The 18,734-nt window shown below is 26.4% G+C and carries 23 protein-coding genes and 1 pseudogene; all 24 read right to left on the minus strand.

The annotated features are described in order from the left end of the window. Positions 1-69 precede the first annotated feature (69 nt). Complete coding sequence (locus KQI36_RS00355; protein WP_216449162.1) at positions 70-1,503, minus strand: serine hydrolase domain-containing protein; 1,434 nt, start codon at positions 1,501-1,503, stop codon at positions 70-72. Positions 1,504-1,783: 280 nt separating this feature from the next. Continuing rightward, positions 1,784-1,966 carry a hypothetical protein gene (locus tag KQI36_RS00360; protein ID WP_216449163.1) on the minus strand — a complete coding sequence of 61 codons (183 nt, stop codon included), beginning with the start codon at positions 1,964-1,966 and terminating at the stop codon, positions 1,784-1,786. Between the two features lie 69 nt (positions 1,967-2,035). Further along, a complete protein-coding gene (locus tag KQI36_RS00365; protein ID WP_216449164.1) occupies positions 2,036-2,887 on the minus strand; it encodes a cell division protein in 852 nt (283 codons plus the stop codon). 152 nt (positions 2,888-3,039) lie between these two features. Continuing rightward, on the minus strand, positions 3,040-3,576 hold the full coding sequence (locus tag KQI36_RS00370) for a GrpB family protein (RefSeq protein ID WP_216449165.1): 537 nt from the start codon (positions 3,574-3,576) through the stop codon (positions 3,040-3,042). Positions 3,577-3,639: 63 nt separating this feature from the next. Next, a complete protein-coding gene (locus KQI36_RS00375; protein WP_216449166.1) occupies positions 3,640-4,110 on the minus strand; it encodes an ASCH domain-containing protein in 471 nt (156 codons plus the stop codon). A gap of 61 nt (positions 4,111-4,171) precedes the next feature. Next, positions 4,172-4,711, minus strand: a complete 540-nt coding sequence (locus tag KQI36_RS00380) for a GNAT family N-acetyltransferase (RefSeq protein WP_216449167.1) — start codon at positions 4,709-4,711, stop codon at positions 4,172-4,174. Positions 4,712-4,818: 107 nt separating this feature from the next. Further along, positions 4,819-5,361 (minus strand): flavodoxin domain-containing protein, encoded by a 543-nt coding sequence (locus KQI36_RS00385; RefSeq protein WP_216449168.1) that lies wholly within the window; start codon positions 5,359-5,361, stop codon positions 4,819-4,821. A 64-nt stretch (positions 5,362-5,425) separates the two neighbouring features. After that, the gene (locus tag KQI36_RS00390) at positions 5,426-6,274 is read right to left on the minus strand and encodes a Nif3-like dinuclear metal center hexameric protein (protein WP_216449169.1); all 849 of its coding nucleotides are present in this window, start codon (positions 6,272-6,274) and stop codon (positions 5,426-5,428) included. 50 nt (positions 6,275-6,324) lie between these two features. Then, positions 6,325-6,948, minus strand: a complete 624-nt coding sequence (locus KQI36_RS00395; protein WP_216449170.1) for an HD domain-containing protein — start codon at positions 6,946-6,948, stop codon at positions 6,325-6,327. Between the two features lie 563 nt (positions 6,949-7,511). Then, on the minus strand, positions 7,512-8,123 hold the full coding sequence (locus KQI36_RS00400) for a class I SAM-dependent methyltransferase (RefSeq protein ID WP_216449171.1): 612 nt from the start codon (positions 8,121-8,123) through the stop codon (positions 7,512-7,514). A 90-nt stretch (positions 8,124-8,213) separates the two neighbouring features. Beyond that, complete coding sequence (locus KQI36_RS00405; RefSeq protein WP_216449172.1) at positions 8,214-8,732, minus strand: GNAT family N-acetyltransferase; 519 nt, start codon at positions 8,730-8,732, stop codon at positions 8,214-8,216. Between the two features lie 15 nt (positions 8,733-8,747). Continuing rightward, positions 8,748-9,218: pseudogene (locus tag KQI36_RS00410) on the minus strand (GNAT family N-acetyltransferase); the annotation flags it as partial. Between the two features lie 74 nt (positions 9,219-9,292). Next, positions 9,293-10,042, minus strand: a complete 750-nt coding sequence (locus KQI36_RS00415) for a GNAT family N-acetyltransferase (protein WP_216449173.1) — start codon at positions 10,040-10,042, stop codon at positions 9,293-9,295. A gap of 51 nt (positions 10,043-10,093) precedes the next feature. Then, positions 10,094-10,468: a hypothetical protein gene (locus tag KQI36_RS00420; RefSeq protein ID WP_061997145.1), complete on the minus strand. Its 375-nt coding sequence runs from the start codon at positions 10,466-10,468 to the stop codon at positions 10,094-10,096. Positions 10,469-10,797: 329 nt separating this feature from the next. Next, a complete protein-coding gene (locus KQI36_RS00425; RefSeq protein WP_216449174.1) occupies positions 10,798-11,022 on the minus strand; it encodes a DUF6718 family protein in 225 nt (74 codons plus the stop codon). Continuing rightward, positions 11,007-11,588 carry a nucleotidyltransferase family protein gene (locus KQI36_RS00430; RefSeq protein ID WP_216449175.1) on the minus strand — a complete coding sequence of 194 codons (582 nt, stop codon included), beginning with the start codon at positions 11,586-11,588 and terminating at the stop codon, positions 11,007-11,009. Before KQI36_RS00430 ends, KQI36_RS00425 begins: the two co-directional genes overlap by 16 nt. Before the next feature lie 433 nt (positions 11,589-12,021). Beyond that, positions 12,022-12,525 carry an HIT family protein gene (locus KQI36_RS00435; RefSeq protein WP_010291908.1) on the minus strand — a complete coding sequence of 168 codons (504 nt, stop codon included), beginning with the start codon at positions 12,523-12,525 and terminating at the stop codon, positions 12,022-12,024. A 220-nt stretch (positions 12,526-12,745) separates the two neighbouring features. Next, positions 12,746-13,264, minus strand: coding sequence for a GNAT family N-acetyltransferase (locus KQI36_RS00440; protein WP_216449176.1), 519 nt, complete (start codon positions 13,262-13,264; stop codon positions 12,746-12,748). A gap of 36 nt (positions 13,265-13,300) precedes the next feature. Further along, positions 13,301-14,149: a hypothetical protein gene (locus tag KQI36_RS00445; protein WP_216449177.1), complete on the minus strand. Its 849-nt coding sequence runs from the start codon at positions 14,147-14,149 to the stop codon at positions 13,301-13,303. A 48-nt stretch (positions 14,150-14,197) separates the two neighbouring features. Continuing rightward, positions 14,198-14,668 (minus strand): NUDIX hydrolase, encoded by a 471-nt coding sequence (locus KQI36_RS00450; protein ID WP_216449178.1) that lies wholly within the window; start codon positions 14,666-14,668, stop codon positions 14,198-14,200. Positions 14,669-14,862: 194 nt separating this feature from the next. Beyond that, positions 14,863-15,585: an HAD family hydrolase gene (locus tag KQI36_RS00455; protein ID WP_216449179.1), complete on the minus strand. Its 723-nt coding sequence runs from the start codon at positions 15,583-15,585 to the stop codon at positions 14,863-14,865. Positions 15,586-15,965: 380 nt separating this feature from the next. Further along, positions 15,966-17,357 (minus strand): hypothetical protein, encoded by a 1,392-nt coding sequence (locus tag KQI36_RS00460; RefSeq protein WP_216449180.1) that lies wholly within the window; start codon positions 17,355-17,357, stop codon positions 15,966-15,968. 483 nt (positions 17,358-17,840) lie between these two features. After that, on the minus strand, positions 17,841-18,092 hold the full coding sequence (locus tag KQI36_RS00465; RefSeq protein WP_216449181.1) for a kinase to dihydroxyacetone kinase: 252 nt from the start codon (positions 18,090-18,092) through the stop codon (positions 17,841-17,843). Between the two features lie 27 nt (positions 18,093-18,119). Beyond that, a complete protein-coding gene (locus KQI36_RS00470; RefSeq protein WP_244991439.1) occupies positions 18,120-18,443 on the minus strand; it encodes a GNAT family N-acetyltransferase in 324 nt (107 codons plus the stop codon). Between the last annotated feature and the right edge of the window lie 291 nt (positions 18,444-18,734).

The following is an 18,734-nucleotide window of genomic DNA, read 5'->3' on the forward strand; positions in this document are numbered from 1 at the left end:
CGGTTTTATCATTTAAGAATATTCAGTACCAAATTTCACTTAACAACTCTAACCCATACCTATTTTTGCTTAAAATTTATTTTTACTATATCTACTTCTAAAAATAATAAAAGCACCAGTAAGTATCAATATAATATTTACCCATTTAAAATTTAATGGAAAGAAGGTAAACAAATAATAATCATCCACATTAAACAATAATTTACATGGTAAATCAGTGTACATAAAGCCATAATATAAAATTGCTAATGAAAACACTATAATACCTGATTTAATATATCTTTTTTTACGCTTTTCAGATAAAATAATAGTTCCTTTTTTAATTTTAATAACTAATACTGCAACTAAGGATAATAGAATCATAGCCAATGTTACTATTGTGTTGAAAACCACTTTGACAATTTGCTTCATTTGAGTATCAATAACCTTTTCTCCAATAACTCTTTCACCCCATTTTTCCATTAAACCGTATGTCAAATAATAGGATTTATCTGAATTTGTAAGTATAACCATTCCATTTCTGCTAACAGGTTCAAAAGCCATTTGTGCGTTCCATCCTGTGAATGTTCCATTATGTTCATAAACAGTTTTGCCATTTTTAAGTTTTCTTGGAATGATTCCTAAAGCATATACTCCTCCTATACTTTGTGTATTTTTCTGTGGCTTAAACATTTCTTTGTTTCCATTATTATAGTAATTCATCAGTTCAACTACAAATTTTGATAAATCTACTGCTGTAGTTGAAACACCGCCTCCTCCGTTCATAACAATAGGTGTTATCTCAATTGGCTTACCTATTCCTGCATAAGGAGTTGCAAACTTTCCATTTGAATTTTCATTTTTATAGCTTGTATTTTTCATATCTAATGGTTTGAATATATTTCTTTCCATATATTCTTCAAAGCTAGAATTTGTGACTTCTTCAATAATAAGCTGACAGATACCAAATCCTACAAACTCTGAATATTCAAATGTTTCACCTGGCTCTCTTTTCAATTTAACATCTCTATTTTTTAAAGCCTGCTCAATTGTGGGTAATGGCTTTTTATAACCACATTCATCACTTCCAGTTACGCCACTTGTATGAGACATAAGTGTTCTCAAAGTTAATTTACTTTCATCAAACTCAGTTTCAGGAAGATGCCATTTAGTTAAATATGTATTTATGGGAACATCTAAATCCAATTTACCCTCATCAACTAATTTCATTATAGCATATGCGGTTATTGTCTTCGAAATAGATGCAATTTTAAACTGAGTTTCATCTGTAACCACAACTTTTCTTTCAATATTTGCATATCCATAATTTCTTACATTGGTAATAACACCGTTTTCTATAATCACAGCAGTTGCACCTTGTGGATTGTACTGATTAATCAATTTATCAATATAATCCTTGTCCTTATTTAATTTTGTTATTATCCCTATAATGCTTAATAACAATAAAATAATCACTATTGCTATTGCTATTGTCTTATTTTTCACTTGTAACATTTTATACATATTTCTGCCTCCAAATTTCTCTTAATTATACTGAATATACCCTTTAATAATATGTTAATTCTTTTTTAATTTATTTTCCCATTATTAACATTACTTTTTTCTTAGCAATATTACTTTTTTGTAACATTAGGGTAATGTGACATTTGTGGCAAAATTATTTGTTATAAATATTCCACTATCATGATCCAATCTTTAAATTTTTTCTCGTTTTATTTGAAATATAACAAAAACACCGCATATTCATTTCTTAAAAATACGGTGTTACAAATAAATTATATGTTTATAAACTGCCTTTTTTATTTTTAATATCTTTTGCTAAAGAATGACCTATAAGTGCTGACATGCATCCCATTATGCCACCACCTAATATTCCTATTATAATCATAAAATTGGACTTACTTGAAAAGTATATTCCAAGAATAAACATAAGAAAACCAATTAAAAATAATATTTTAAATTTCAAAACGTACCTCCATGTTATTATGTATAATATTTCAATTCTAATTAAATAAAATTATAGTATTATAAATTATTAATTAAATTTTAACCTTGTATACCATGTTATTGATATAATATATCCTATTATAGGCGAAATTCCATATCCCATTAAAGGAACTGGAAAATTACCAAAAAATGTAGAAATTATAATGATAATAAAGTATAAACCAATGCATACTGATGGTAATTTTAACTTTTCAGGTGGAAATAATATAAAAGGGGTTGGTAATATTACTAATGACACAATTCCTAATAAAAACCACACTTGTCCCATATTAGCTACTAAATTTAAAATTTCTTCAACATATGATACTGGCGAAAGACTATCTAAATGTATCCATGATAAAACAACTAATATAAAAAGCCCCAATGAAATTATTGTAGAAAAAATTCTTTTATCACCATTCTTATATAGCATAAAAATCATAGGAATAGCAAAACCAGATAACTGTGAAGCATCAGGTTGAATAAAAAGTACTATAGATATAAAAATTGTTATAATTGCTACTTTCCACCAACTATTATTTTTTAATAATTTCCATAATGACAATATTATTATAGGCATCACTATCATAGCTATATTTAATCTTATTGGCCCTATAGATATCCACCTATGAACTCCCATCATACCTTCTCCTATAAAAGTTAAAAGTAAAAGTATTAATGGAATTAACTTAAAAATATCTTTAATATTTTTATTTCTACATATATTAATGTTCCTTGACAATAGATAATATGAAATTAGCCCCATTATAACCAATCCTATAATATTTTGTATTATAACAAAATTTGAAATTCTATTATAATACATTGCTATTGTCCCAATAACAATAGCAGGTGCTGTTATTATTATTGGAATAAAATTAAATAATTTCAACTTTTTCATTTTAATCTCCTTAAGATATAATAGTTTAATCATAAAAAATTATATCATGAGATTAATCTTGAATCACTAACATATTTGAACTACTAGTTTTCGCTTTGATAATCATTTTTTAATTCTAAATTAATCATAATATTGATAATTTAATCTTTTAATTACTTTTTTAACTTTGACCATTCATATGCTTTTCTGTCTATATCTTTTATAAATTGATTTTTTCCATTACAATAACTATCAATATCATGCTTAAATTTAATCGCTAACTCTTTTTTTAATTCTCCATACATTTTTGCTTCTTCTGGATGAGCTATCATATAATCTCTAAAATTCAAATGTTTTTCTATTTCTAAATTACCTGTCTCAAAAACATGTATATGATGTGTTCTATGATATACACCTTTCAAGAAAAATCTACGTTCACTTATTCCATATTCCCCTTTTGATACGTACCCTAACTTACTCAACTCATTATTATACTTATCTATATTGTTAATATCTTTTACTTCAAGTAAAACATCTATTACTGGCTTTGCAAAAATACCAGGAATTGAAGTACTTCCAATATGATGAATTTTTATTATTTCTTCCTTCATAATATCCTCTATTAATTTTGACTCTTTCATAAATTCCTTTTTCCAACTAGAATTATATTTAACAACTTCTATTTCCCTAACCTGATTCTGTTCATCCATATTAAATCCCCCATTTTTTAATATTCTTTCTGTCACTTAATTAAACTTGTTTTTTCTCTCAAATTATTTATATACAACTTCAAACTCTTCAAATACAACTATCCTGTCTTCTGTAAATTCCATTTCTAAATTTTTTAATTCTCTTGTAAAAAAATCTATATGCACTTTTCTCCAATAGTTTAAAGATTTATCACCTTCCCCTTCTATTGCAGCAAGTTCTTTACCTACATCTTTAAAAGGAAGAATTGTAACCTTTTTATTTCTTATTAAACATTTAGCAACTCCATCCCAATCTGTTATAATACTATACTCTCCCACTTCAGGAAGTTCCTCATTTTCCAGCTTATATAAATCATATAGAGAAGTTGTCCCTCTTTTAATTCCTTCTCTAGTTAAAGCCGCTAAGTTATTGGCACTTTCTTCATTATCACAAAAATACCATGCCGTATATTCTTTATTAGTATTTATAAAATTTTCACCTATAGATATTAAATATTTTTCCCACATATCTTTAACAGATTTATCTTTTACCATGTTTCATTACTCTCCTTAAATTTTTTAATTATTAATTCATGTCCTATAATTTAAATGGAATTTAATTAAAGTATTCAGACTTTAAAATACTATAATATAATGTAGTGACTTCTTTATTATCTAATAATTTTAACTTCTCATCTTTTTGAAATCTATATGTAAATCCACATTTTTCATTAACTCTTTTAGAATTATAGTTAAAACTAAAATGTCCGCACCAAATTATATCTAGTTTCAATTCGTTAAAACCATAATCAATTAAGGAATTCACCGCCTCTGGAACAATTCCTTTTCCCCAATATTTAGGATTAAGAACATACCCTATTTCCCTTTGTTTTAAATGAATAGATTTATCATCAGGTTTTGTATTATGAAGTCCTATCCCACCAATAACCTTATTTTCTGATTTTAAAACTATAGCATATGTTTCATTATCTTCCATGAACATTTTTATTATCTTTTTGCTCTCTTCCTCATTTTTATGTGGTGGCCAACCAGCATTAGGGCCTACAAGTTCACTTTGGGCATATTCATATAAGTCTATACTGTCACTTTCTTTCCATTTCCTTAACATTAATCTATCTGTAACTAATATTTTCATAACAAATTCCTCCAAAATTATTTATATTGATAAAATTATCATAAATGTCTTAAATATTACCATAAAATAAAAATCAGTTTTAACTTTAATACTGCAATACTCAATTTTTAATATGCATTATTTTTTCTTTCTATAAAATCAAGAATGGGTTTAAGATTTTCTTTTTCAGTCCAATCATGTTCAGAGCCAATCGCTTGCATTAATGCCTCTTCCCATGGTTCATAATCTTTAGGATCCTTTTTTGAAACAACTTTTTTTAACATATTGCATAAAAGCTTGTCCTTAAAAGACATTCTTTCTTCGTTCCAAGCACCTCTGCAATAGACTATTTGAATGCTCTCCATATCATCTTTAAAATTATGTTCCTTCAAAAGTTTCACAGAATCATCGTTATATGGAGATGCTCCAACTGCAAATACAATAATTTTTTTATTCCTTAGCTTTTCATAATTCTTTTTTAGAAAAGCTATTCCAGATATCCCCATTCCGTAAATGCCACCACCTAAAATTATTGTATCGTATTCTTTAATCTTATCTATGTTAGCCTTTTTAGTTTCTATTAAATCACATGCTAATTCCTCACTTAACCACTGTGCATATCTTTTAGTAGCACCATATTTTGATTGATACATTACTATTATATTAGGCATCTATTCCATCTCCTCATAATTTATATAAATAATGCATTCTTAATTTTTAAACTATATATCAATTTTACATATCTTCATATACTGGTTCTCCTTCAATAAAAGAAGAAACTAAATTAAACTTTTCAAAATAAATACACATCTTCTCACATGCAAATTTTTCAGTAGAATAATGAGTTCCACCTAAAACATTAATACCATTTTCTTGCTCAAGCCTGTGAACTTCCGAGTGTTTTTCGTTCTTTACTGAAATACCTGTGATAAGAACTTTAACATCATTTTCAATCATTTCATAAACAGTATCTTTATTATTACCACCACCTGCTACAATAGCTACCTTGCCATCTTTTATATTATTATCTCCATACATATAGAGACTTGTATTATGTCCTAGTGCTTTTGAAAACTTAGCATGCAATTCTTCCATACTTTTACACTTAGTTTTGCCAATTACACCACTTAAAGCTCCACAATAAACTTTAAATGGTTTTTCAACTTCTATATCTAAAACATCTGCTAAAGTCTTGCTTGTTGAATATTCACTGAAATTATCTAAGGGTACATGTAAATTATATATAGATATTCTATTTTTCCTAAACTTTTCTAATAATTCTTTATTCATCTGATAAAATGGTTTTACCCTTTTTATATCCCAAATAGATGGATGGTGTAAAAACAACATAGCGTCCGTTGTGCCGTCATCAATAATTTTCTGCATAACTTCTTTAGTTGGAAATACTGCAGTATAAACTTTATTGATTTCATCTGCAAAATCACACACTAATCCCATACTTCTTTCTTTAAAATTTGTTGAAAGATAATCTTTAACCTCGTCCATATATTTTCCCCAATCATCTTTTAACTCTTTAAATATAAAATCTTTCTCTAAATGATTATATATTTCAATAGCCTTCATAAAATCCACTCCTTAACTTTAATACTTAAAAACACCGTAAAATTCAAATTTTAAAATCCAAAAGTAGTTTCCTTTACATTTGGTAAAACACTATAAATAGACTTTCCTATTCTTTCTTCAAAATATTTTTGTATATCAAATGTTACTTTCCATTTTTCAAGTGTAAATTCATTAAATCCATATCTCATAACAACATCCATCATCCTTTTTTCTAATAAACAAAATCCTGATGGTAATGCTAAAGCATCACATAATTGAATTAATTTATCATATGCTGTAAATTCAATATTTTCTAAATACTCTTTAATAAATTCACGTTCTTTAGCAGTGCAATCTTTCTTTCCACATATACCATCAATGTTTTTACATAAATACCCATGTGTCATACATACTCTTGCTAATAAATCATATCCTTTTTCCATAGCAAATTTATAACCATCTAAACTATGCTTCTCATTAGTTACACCATATCTTCTACCTATATCATGCAACATTCCAAGTATCAATGCTACATTAGAATCTAATTCATTATCTTCTTTTGCAATTAATTCTGCAGCTCTACCTACATATAAAGAATGTTCTACCCATGGTCCAGGATTTAATTTACTCCCTTCTTCTAATATTATTTTTGCTTCTTCTAAAGTTGGAACGCCCTCTACAATGTAACTTTGCAAATTACTCATCCCCTTAATAATAATTTTTTATAATCATATATAATTTATATTCTCATTTACTCTAATAATCTTACTTTTATTACATTATACGTCTAAAATTTAGACTTTTTTGCAGAATATTGTATGTTATTTGTAACACTTATATAAATATTTTAGAATTTGTTCATACTCCATTAATTTTTTGTGTTTTTTCCATAGAGTTCCAAGTTGACTCTTAAAGTTATCCATTCCAAAACTTGGATACCTAAAATAGTGAGACATGCTCCGAATCAATTAAAATTCAACACTGCATCTTGTATAAAAATGTTTTAAAGTTATTCAATAAATTTAAATTGGAGCTTGTTTCGCTATATAACCCCTTATATTACACTTAAATTACCTATATCTTTTTAAATATATAAAAAAAGATAACTTTCCTTTATAAAAATTATCTAATAAATAATATTTTATTACTTGTTCCATATCTGAACTTAATTTAAATAATAGTTTTATCTTGAAGCTATTTTATATTATGTTTGAAATATTCTATAAATTTTCTTCTGAATAGTGCCATATTTCATTTTTTATTTTTTCAATAATATATAATCATAATAAGCCGATGTATATTTTTCACCATCTACTGCTCTTTGAATTACTCGCATCTCTTTATAGATAATCTCAAATTTGCTAAAGTATTTTTCGATTTCATTATCCTTGTAATGGCAATACAGCGTTATATCATCATTTTCACTATGTATAAACTGCCCTTCACCTACTTGTTCACCCTTACCAAATGAATCGCATTCTTCACTTAAAAAATTCACATAACACAATCCTCCATTTTTTAATACTCGATAAAATTCAGATAATGCAACTAGAAATTCTTCTTTTCTTATATGAACAGATGTATTATATGAAAATAAGAAACTAAAAAATTCATTGTTAAATGGGAGTTTTTTCATATCGCCCTGTATAATATTTAAGTCTATATCATGATTAGTAGAGAATATATATGCCTTTTCTAATTGTTCTTCAGATATTTCAATTCCATAAGTTTTATATCCAAACTCATGAAATAGAGAAAGTGGCGGATTACTTCCACCAGCACCACAATCAAGAATAATTTTTTCATTAGGATTGTTGTTACAATATTTCAAAAAATTATATAATGGAAGAGCATTTATAAGATTATTCATATTTCATTTTCTCCTTTTTTGGATATCGTTGCTCTGTTAATAAAATAATACCTTCACTTTTCATATTATTTATATTGTCCTATCTTTAGGTTAGATAATATCCTGTTCTTTACTTAAATAATCCTGTTTTGTTAATTCAACAATATCATTTGAAACCCTTTTAAACCCAACTTTCTTAAACACTTTTTCTGCAGTTATCCTGGAACTTGGAAAATCATCAAAGACCTTGTCTGCTCCTAATTTATTAAATGCAACCTTAATTAATAATCTTAATGCTTGTTCACTAAATCCTTTTCCTCTATGCTGCGCTTCAATTATTATATTAATACAATAAGAATTTTTTTTACTAACATATCGTAGGGCAACCTCACCAACAGGTATATTTTCATCACTACTGATTATATACGCATAATATTTTTCTGGTATATTATTTACCCATCGAGAAAACCAATCTTCCCAATGATTTTCTTTAAATTCTATACATCCTGTTTCATCATTCTCTCTGTATCCTATATTGTAAGACATGGTTTCTTTATCTGCTAAAAGTTTTCTTCTATAATCTAATTCTTCAAATTTAGGTGTTTTTAACTGTACTTTATTACTTTCCATCTTTATTCCCCCATATTAATTATGCTCATTGCTAGACATACCTAAATCATATCTATAAATAATTCCCTTTTCCCCATCTGGATGTTTATATTTTAAAAAGCCTAATTTTTCAAATACATTTCTTGACTTTAAATTATTTATATAGACTTCTGCAATCAATGAATTTGCATTAATTTTATTTCTAGAGTAATTTATAAACCCAAAAGTAATTTCCTTGGCATATCCTTTATCCCAATGTACTCTGCGTAATCTGAATCCAATTTCAAATTCTTCATGTTTATCTTTTTCAACTATAAATGCCATACCTACTTTTGATATTTCATTTTTACTCTCTACACAAAACGCTCCTGTTAAAGCGAACCTTGAATATTCTTCTATCCAATTTCTAAGTACATCTTGACAATCTTCATAAGACATAGAATACCAACCATTAAACTTTATACATTCTGGATCATTATTAATGTTATAAATTAAATCAATATCTTCATTATTAAACTTCTTACAACAAGCCTTTCAGTTTCAAATACCATTTAATTCCTCGTTAAAATTGGTATGAAAATTTATTCATATAATGGTTTTACTAATTCATTATATGATGAACTCCCATCAAGTATATTCTTATATGTGCTTATCCAATAAGGTATTAATCCTGCTCTATGAGCTACTGCTTGTGATGCAATATTAGATGATGAAGCACAGTATATCGGTAAAACGTTTTTGCTTAATATTTTATGCATTAAATGATTTACAAGTACAGTTGCTAAACCATCTGTTCTGTAATTGCTCTTAACATCTATGCCCATTTCCCACATATTACTATATTCATTCGATGCCCCAGCAAGCCCTATAATTTCTCCATCTTTCATAGCAAAAAACACAATTGCAGTAGATGTACTTCCATCTTCGTCAAATTCTAATGAATTAGTAAATCCTTTAATTTCTCTTAACTTATTTATCTCATTTCCTTCTAAATAGAAATATTCATATTGTGGTAGTAAATCACATAATTTCAGCTTTTTAATATCGGGAATATAATAAATTGATTGCCCATATATTAAAGGACATTCAAATATCTCATCTCTTGATTTTCCAACCAATAAAGTTTTCACATTATCCATAATTTCATAAGAAGCTGAAACAATAATTGCTTTTTCAATGTTTGTAATTTCTAAAAAAGGATTTTGTTGAAATTCATTTAATCTAATTGGTTTATGAAAAACTACTCCATCATGCTCAAAGATTTCTTGTTCGCAATTTAAGTATTTTCCAAGATTCTCTTTTACGATTTTTTTAATTTGCATCTTATTCATTTATCTCATCTCCAATTTCTATTTACAGGATATACTTTTCCTGTATTAAATTTATCTCTTACCTGATTTAATAAATGCTATTAATTTATCCGCATCATCAAAATCATCATAATCTCCATTTATACCTTGCCTATGATATACAATACCATTCTTTTCGTTTCGTTCTAAGCAATCAAGAAGTTCTTCTACTCCATATCTTTGTATAAATATAGTGAATCCATATGGTTTTATCTTATTTAATAATCCTTTATGACATTTTTCTTTACATAAATAACAAGCCTCTAACCCTTTTTCTATAGAGCACTTACGATTTTCACACCATTCTTTATCTGGGCATTTCCCCGAACTGCAACCAGAGCATTTCGAATTTTCTGAACACAAGCAACAAGCAAGCCCACACCGTGCAATTCCTAATTCTCTTTTCATTTTTTATCCCCTCTTTCGAATTGTTATTTGTCTTTTTAAAGAGTATAACATATTTTGTAAATAAAATATTATTCAATTCTCAAAAATATATTCTATTTTTACTTCATTTTATTTTTTAAGACAACAAAAATACCGCAAATTCATTTCTGAATACTGCGATATTTATATATAATATTTTATACTTTTAAGTTCATTAACAAATTAGAATTTGTCCGGAAGTCTTATATCAAGAAAATTCCCATTCAATAATACACCCCTCTCAGCGAAGAGTCATTCACATTATCAGCATATTTACATAAACATAATATTTGCCTAATACGCACAAATTACTAATTAAGCATTGCTTTATCAATAAATTCACCAACACTATTTGTCATATTAAATGGTTCATATTCTTTCCACATCTCTAAGTTAGATAATAATACAACCTGTTTCTCTTTTCCATCTAATTTATAATTCAATAAATCATCTATCATATCAACTTCTTTAGAATCATCTGATCCATATACCACGGATCCTACAGAATTAAAATTCTTAACTAATATATAATACATTTCTTCAACTCCTCCTTAAAATCATCTTCATTTTGAATTATCCCTTTATCGTATAAATCCTTTAACTTAATCCCTATCATATTGTCTTTATATTTATAAACATATTTATGTAACCACATATTAAAGATATAATCTCTTTCTGTAAAAAACTGTACTTCAATTGGATAATGAAAATTACTCTTCTTATAGTAAATATGATATCCTCTATATCCATCATCATTTTTCTTGCCATTTGACATATCTACATGTCTTATATTTTCATCTCTTAAATCAATATCGTAATTGAGACATATAATTCTAATGCCTAATATATCATTAAAGCATGTTCCAATTTCCTTAGTAGGATAATATCTATCATACTTCAATTTTATAGACTGTAGTGATTTTATTCGGTAAGTATATTGGTCTAGTAACCTTCTTCTTTTCTTTAAAAACAATCTATAGTCATTAAGTTCGTCCATTAAGAGATCTTTATCTACTTTCCTAAGCGTGTTCTTTAAGTTTTTTCCTAGTTTAGTTTCATAACTTATTGCATCTAAAGTCCTAATTAACTTTTTAGTATCCACGTTATTTCCCCTCTACAAATAAATAATACAAATTGATATCATTTCTATACTTCATTATAACATAAGGCAATAATACTTTTAATATTATTGCCTTAATTTTTTGATATTAATAAACAACTCACCGATAACTTATTATTTATCTGCATGTCTCATATAAATAATTTTTACTTTATCTTATTATTATGAATCAATTATAACATATATTGTAAACACCGTATCATTCAATTTTCAAAGAACATTATTCATATTTCTAACTTTAGTAATTACGTCACAATATAATTAAATTGTGACATAAAAAATACCGCATATTCACCTTAGAATAGTACGGTATTTTATAGAATAACCCTAAATTAATTTAATCTACTCTACAAATTGAAATTTATATGGTAGTTTAATTAATATTCTATAATTTTTGTATTTATGTTTTATTATCTTATACTAACTCCTTCATTTTTTCTTTGTATATTTCAACAGTTTCATGATAATCCATTAAAATACCATCTTCTTTGACAAAATTTTTAAAACCAATTGTTTCTCCTTTTAATCGTGGAAATAGGGAGAAGTGCAAGTGATTTCTTTTACCGTCACACAGTGTACACATATATACTTTTTCTGCCCCTATAATTTCTTTATGCAACTTTATAATTGCATTTGATATTTTTAATATATGAGTACCCAATTCAAGTGGCATTTCTGAAATATCCTCATAGTGTTCCTTCGCTACTATAGTTGTTTGACCAGTTGCTCGTGGAAATTTTTCGAATTGACATCTCACCTTATCATCTTCGTAAATAATCAACCCTTCTCCTGGGAATATCTCGTCTGTTTCAAAATTATAGCACCCAAAACATATGCCTTGCTCTTGTAATTCTTTTATTCTGTTAGACCTTTGTTTTAATTGCATTTTTTCGCTTTCTGATAATGCTTTAATATACAAATAAATCCCTCCATTGCCCTTTATTATTGTAATATAATAAGTCATGAAATATTTAATTAACTTGCTTTCAAATTCTATTTTATATATTTATCATATAGATAATTTTTACATACTATTATTTAAATTTTTTTCATTATTACTTTTTAACATTATAATTTTGGAGTTTTTAAACCTAACTTTACGCCTATGTTTAAAACCTTATATAAAATGAAAGAAAAAATTAGTTAGTTATTAAGGTAATGCTATACTTGTTCATATCTTCATTTTCCTCTTCATCAAAAATAGTTCCTAAAAATTTTCCATTATTCTTTTCTATAATTTTCTTTGAAGCTATATTGTCTATATTACAAGTTAAAATTACTTCTTCTAGCCCTATCTTTATAGACCTCTCCAATGCTAGTTTTAAAATTTGAAAACCATAACCTTTATTTCTATAATTTGGTGATATATCATAACCTATATGCCCAGCACATTCCACCTCTTCATGTCTAATTCTCACTACTCCTACAACTTCTTTTTTATCAATTAACCAAAATGTTGAAGTTATAACCTCTCCTTCAGATAGATTATTTCCTTTGGAATAATCGTCCAAGTCATTTAAATAATCTTGGAAATTTTCTAATGCTTTTTTATATTTATTAAAATAATGTTCATCATTTATCTTTCTATAAGCTAAAGCATAATTTTCAAAACTCTTTTGATAATTTTTATTAGGCTGAACTAAAAATAAATCTTTCATAGACCGTCCTCCATTTTATGTTGTATTTATATTTAATTATAATTTACATTCATAACATCTATATTTGTCAATAATTTTAAATCCTAATTCTTTTGCTGAATCTAATTCAATTTCACTATCCTCATCAATGAAATAAACAATATCATTGATATCAGTATATTTTTTATAAATGTTTTTAATCATTACGTTAATCAGATCACTTTCAATTCTTTTTTCTTTAACTCTTGCATCAATAAATAAACCAATTACCTCTGCCTCAATTTTAAGATCTCTAACAAAAATACTTCCCATAATAGTCCCATTTTCCATATATACAAAAATATTAAAGTCGTCAAAGCTTTCCTTAATATGCTCACTATTCCAATACATATCTTTTGCATACTTATCATGAAATTTAGCATATTCTTCAAATTGATTACTTTGTAATAAATTTATTGTTTTTTCAATATTGCAAATTTTATAATTTTCTTTGTATAATCTTGTATCAATACTAGATTCAATACATTTAAAATTTCTACTTTCTAAATATTTGATTGCCTCTTTATTATCAAATGTGATACCTATAAGTAAATTATATCCTTTAAACTCATTCTTAAGATAATTTATTATTTCATCAGCAGTAATATTATAATTATCTTTTATTAAAAACATATTGGTTTGTACATACATCTCTTCTTCTATCCAAAAAAAACTACAAACCCCCATAAGCATATTCTCTTTATAACAAGCGATTATTTTTCGTGTATCTGAATTAATTGCCTTTTCAATGCCACTTTGTAAATCCTCTTTACTTTTACGTCTTGGATAACTATTTTTTTTATTATCCTGACACAAACTCCATGCAAAATCTAGAATTTCACTAAAATCATTAACCGTTCTTATCATTTTTATTTCTACCCCCTACATCTTTTTAATGTACAACAAATTATTTCATTATTCGAATGTAACAATATGTTCAATAGTATCACCAATATTTAATAATTTTTCTGCAAAAAAACCTGGGTAAGCTACATAGTCTTTTAGATTTTTAATAGGTAACCAATGCATATACTCTCGAACTCCTTGTGTATAACTATTACTGTTTAATTCTTGCGTTCCTCTAGGCTTCATAAGAAAATAAAATGCAATTTCATGACACCTTACCCCATCTAACGTTCCAGTTCCATCAAAAAAGTTTTCATGTATAAATACTAATTTCTCAACCTCATATGCTACACCAGTTTCTTCAAGTACTTCTCGTTTAACGGCATCTTCTGCTTTTTCTCCTAAATGAACTCCTCCACCAATGGAATAATAATAATTTTCTAATTGGTTTTTAGCAAAAAGAACACATCCATTTTCCACAATAATTGCTGCTGCTCTATATCTAAACCACCCATTTTCTCCCGTAAATCCACAATCCATATTAAACCTCCACCTATTGAAATATATTTATAATATATAATTTTTTAGAACTGCAATTTAATTAACATGAAAATTATACCATATATTCTATATATTTTTACATAATTAGAAAAAACAGAATAAATTTAAAACACCATAAAATTTATTTCTAAATAATACGGTGTTTTATCCTTAATTAAACTTATACTATATGATTATTTTCTTTCAATACTATTAATAATATTTAAAATATCACTTGTAGAGTAAGCCACAAAATCTGGCTTAACATCCCAATTTTTTGTACTATGTCCACTATATCTTGCCGCAATACATATTACCTTAACATCCTCTTTATTTAACTTATAATAATTCTCAGCATTTTTCCCAAATATAGTATCTTCTTGATGATCTCCTATGTAGACTATTACACTTTTATTTGATGATAGATTAAGATTATCTAGACATTTTAAAAAACCACTTGGATTAGGTTTTTGCTCATTATATGAAATATCATCATACCCTATAATTGATTGAAAATATTCTCCAACACCAAATTCCCTTAAAGTATTGTAAATATTTTTAGAGCAATTTTGTGAACAAATTCCATGTTTAATATGCCCCAATGTTTTTATTACATCACTTAATCCTTCAAACATATTAGGTAATGTAGTATCTTTCAATTGATAGGGACTCCATAGCTTCCCTGCTTCATTTACTTGCTCATCGTTTAGTCCATAACAATTTTTATATAATTCTTTCCAATTTTTATATTTATAATTTGCTTTTTGATAATTTTCAATAGAAACTAATGCCTCTGGGATATTATCATATACATCTGGAATAAAATTTTTTAGAACCTCCATTGTTACTGCCATATTTTTTCTAGTTGTATCTACTAAGGTTCCATCATAATCCCATAAAACTGCCGAAATTTTCATTATAAATTCTCCTAACACTTATTATTTTCCCAACACTAAAATTCACTACAATTACATACCAATATATATTCTTTCAATTTACATTTTTTATAAACTGTCCATTTTTTCATTTGTAGTATTGATTTTTAATTGCATATTTGCATTTTAATACACTAATTTAGGTATCAAACTCTACATAATATAATACATTTTTATCTATATCATAAATAGCTATTGTTATATTAAACAATACAAAACTATTATAACATATTTTACAAACACCATATTACTATATTTATAACCCTTCACTTATTTAAATTGTCAAAATAAAAATACCGCATATTCATTTTCAAATACTACGGTATTTTTTATATTTTCATTGCAATATATAATATATTTTACTAATCATTAGATTCACGAAAAGCCTTGGTTGTAAAATTAAAACTATGTTGTCTTAGTTTATTATCAAACATTAAATTTTTCTTTTCTGTTTCCTCATAAGGACTTCTAAATGGACTCCTATAATGTATATAATTAAGTATATTTTTTCCAGCCCATACCCTATCTCTCATATTTAACCTGTAAAAAACATACCCTCTTTGATTATCAGAACCAAAAGGATAATTTACAGCGCCAGCAATTGCTTTAAACTGATTTTCATTTCCAAACCAATCACTTTCTGAAATTATCTCGTTCTTTAATCTAGGTATAGTTGCTGAATAGTTTGTCCCATTTTTTTCGTATAATAATTTTCCATTTATAAGTTCCAATTTTTCTGTTCCAGTAATTTTAAATCCATCATGCCAATATGCATTTCCACCTACCCATTGAAAATATTCAATGCCATACATGCTATCATCTTTTAACTCAACATAAATAATTGTTGACTTCAAATTAATTTTCCCTGGTTCTTGAATAGTTTTGTAAACGTTACGTTTTTCCTTAACAGTTTTCTCTTTTGAATCAAACATCAACATCTTACTATAAACATCTACATATGTAACATCCTTTAACATGTCAACTTCACTATCTGATATGTCTTTAATAATCTCCTCTGGAAATCCCATATTTACAAGCATATCACGTGTTTGTGAAGTCTTTGGAAAAGTAAATTCTTCCGAATTTAATCTAATATGATTAGAAACTAAACTACACAATATAAATATAAAAATACACCCTATTATATACTTTAAAACATGATTTTTACTCTTAAGTCTTACATCATTATCTAAATTTTCAAACTTAACTTTTTCTAATTCCTTACATACCTTATAAAGTAAAATAAAGTTGTAAAAATAAAATAAGATTACTGGAATAGATATAAACCTCAACTTTCCCAACTCTGTAATGGCAAAAACTAAAATAGAAACTCTCCAAATAATCATACGTAATATAGGATCTTTACGTGGTCTTATGTGTCCTTTTTCAAAAACTTTTTTTAATCCTTCTCGAAATACAATAAGAAAACTTACGTGAAAAACAGTTAAAGCAATTATCATAATAGTATTATTTCTAAAATTAACACTTAATGGTGTATTTCCATATATTAAACTTAAGATATTAGCTAACATATTTATTATAGAAAAGATCCATGCGTTATTAAGTTCTCTATTTTCCTTACGCAAGTCATAAAATCCAATATACAAAAGCCCTGCTCCAATTATAGGTAAAATATACTGTAACCCTCTAAAATTCAAAGTCATCATAGTAAATATAAATCCCCATGTAATATCCTTTATTGGATTATGCCAAGGATTACTAGGTTCTTTTAGTTGAAAATTAGCATTACCCATTTATATTCACCTCCTTTTTAAGTTTATTTAATCCCTTATAATTTTTTAAAGGGAAGATAAGCTTTAAAATACAAATGCCACTTTATCGTTATGTCTTATAAATGAGATTAAGTTAAATATTTCAACCATATTGTAACATGTTTTCAAATAACATACTATTAAGTTTTAATAACTACATTTCCTATTATTTTTTATAATCGAAAATTATAGATAGGTCTAATAGTAAATTTATTTTTTTTAAAACTACCAGATTCTATTCTTATATTTTTAAAATATCATATAAAAAAATATCGCAAATTCATTTCTTTTGAATGATGCGATATATATTATTAATTTTCATGATTATATTAAAACATTTAAAGTATAAATCTTTATCATTATCTATAAATAGTATTCTCGTATATCTTTTATATATCTAATTGTTCATTTCTAAAAAGAATTTTATATAACTAACACATTCTATAAAAGCAAACAACTTGTTGTTTAACCTTGAAGTCCATTGGCTTGACGTTCCATGTTTTCTACAACAACATCATGAATATCACCTAATGATGCACAATACTCAAGTACCTTCCATGGCGTATTAGTGTGAAAATGAATTTTAATCAGCTCATCATCTCCAACAGCAATCAAACAATCACCATTAATATTGCTTGTAATATATTTGCTAATTGTATCCTCGGAAAGATTGTGCCCTTCTATTAATAATTGAGTATCAAATTTGTATTCAATCATACTACACTCTCCCTTATCATACCTAATTTATAAAACTAATTTTGCTACCATTTCTCCATCTTCTATTTTGCCTGTTTCTACAAAACCTAAGGATGCATAAAGCGTCCTTGCTACCACATTCTCTGGTTCATAAGAAAGGTAAACTGCTGAAGCTTTTCCATAAGGGAAAGTCCTAATAAGTTCAAGGGCTTTTATCATAGTTTTCTTACCATAACCTTTACTCTGATGATCTTTATCAATCATTAATCTACACACCCAATATGTATTTTTATCATCATTTTCATCTTTTTCATTATATGATAACATTATAAAGCCTACCATTATATCATTGTCATAAATAGCATATGGCATAGGAATACACTCATTATTGGTTAAAACAACATAAGCCTCAGCAAGACTATATATATTACTTGCAACATAATTTTTTTATTCTTCCTTTACCTTTAATTTAATACACTCATCAAAATTATGCTCTGTAATTTTTCTTAACTCTATCATAATTATCCCCCTTAAAACAAAGTATAATATTATTATCCTTATATTATACTTTTAAATTTTCAATTTTTTTGAAGAATAATGTACGCTATTTGCAAAATTTATATAAATATTTTTAATAATGTTCACAGTATATTAATTTAAATT

It is taken from the genome of Clostridium senegalense, assembly GCF_018916625.1.
GTDB classification, from domain to species: domain Bacteria; phylum Bacillota; class Clostridia; order Clostridiales; family Clostridiaceae; genus Clostridium_J; species Clostridium_J senegalense.

What these genes read in the sequence shown, in the direction of transcription:
- KQI36_RS00450 (WP_216449178.1), bottom strand. Translation starts at nt 14,668, where the DNA reads ATGGATTGTGGATTTACGGGAGAAAATGGGTGGTTTAGATATAGAGCA.
- KQI36_RS00470 (WP_244991439.1), bottom strand. Translation starts at nt 18,443, where the DNA reads ATGCCATATGCTATTTATGACAATGATATAATGGTAGGCTTTATAATG.
- KQI36_RS00445 (WP_216449177.1), bottom strand. Translation starts at nt 14,149, where the DNA reads ATGATAAGAACGGTTAATGATTTTAGTGAAATTCTAGATTTTGCATGG.
- KQI36_RS00380 (WP_216449167.1), bottom strand. Translation starts at nt 4,711, where the DNA reads ATGAAAATATTAGTTACAGATAGATTAATGTTAAGGAAATGGAAAGAA.
- KQI36_RS00365 (WP_216449164.1), bottom strand. Translation starts at nt 2,887, where the DNA reads ATGAAAAAGTTGAAATTATTTAATTTTATTCCAATAATAATAACAGCA.
- KQI36_RS00460 (WP_216449180.1), bottom strand. Translation starts at nt 17,357, where the DNA reads ATGGGTAATGCTAATTTTCAACTAAAAGAACCTAGTAATCCTTGGCAT.
- KQI36_RS00415 (WP_216449173.1), bottom strand. Translation starts at nt 10,042, where the DNA reads ATGAATAAGATGCAAATTAAAAAAATCGTAAAAGAGAATCTTGGAAAA.
- KQI36_RS00420 (WP_061997145.1), bottom strand. Translation starts at nt 10,468, where the DNA reads ATGAAAAGAGAATTAGGAATTGCACGGTGTGGGCTTGCTTGTTGCTTG.
- KQI36_RS00370 (WP_216449165.1), bottom strand. Translation starts at nt 3,576, where the DNA reads ATGGATGAACAGAATCAGGTTAGGGAAATAGAAGTTGTTAAATATAAT.
- KQI36_RS00455 (WP_216449179.1), bottom strand. Translation starts at nt 15,585, where the DNA reads ATGAAAATTTCGGCAGTTTTATGGGATTATGATGGAACCTTAGTAGAT.
- KQI36_RS00405 (WP_216449172.1), bottom strand. Translation starts at nt 8,732, where the DNA reads ATGGAAAGTAATAAAGTACAGTTAAAAACACCTAAATTTGAAGAATTA.
- KQI36_RS00425 (WP_216449174.1), bottom strand. Translation starts at nt 11,022, where the DNA reads ATGTATTATATATTAGTTAAGAATTTTAATTCTGTAGGATCCGTGGTA.
- KQI36_RS00400 (WP_216449171.1), bottom strand. Translation starts at nt 8,123, where the DNA reads ATGAATAATCTTATAAATGCTCTTCCATTATATAATTTTTTGAAATAT.
- KQI36_RS00465 (WP_216449181.1), bottom strand. Translation starts at nt 18,092, where the DNA reads ATGATTGAATACAAATTTGATACTCAATTATTAATAGAAGGGCACAAT.
- KQI36_RS00440 (WP_216449176.1), bottom strand. Translation starts at nt 13,264, where the DNA reads ATGAAAGATTTATTTTTAGTTCAGCCTAATAAAAATTATCAAAAGAGT.
- KQI36_RS00355 (WP_216449162.1), bottom strand. Translation starts at nt 1,503, where the DNA reads ATGTATAAAATGTTACAAGTGAAAAATAAGACAATAGCAATAGCAATA.
- KQI36_RS00385 (WP_216449168.1), bottom strand. Translation starts at nt 5,361, where the DNA reads ATGCCTAATATAATAGTAATGTATCAATCAAAATATGGTGCTACTAAA.
- KQI36_RS00390 (WP_216449169.1), bottom strand. Translation starts at nt 6,274, where the DNA reads ATGAAGGCTATTGAAATATATAATCATTTAGAGAAAGATTTTATATTT.
- KQI36_RS00375 (WP_216449166.1), bottom strand. Translation starts at nt 4,110, where the DNA reads ATGGTAAAAGATAAATCTGTTAAAGATATGTGGGAAAAATATTTAATA.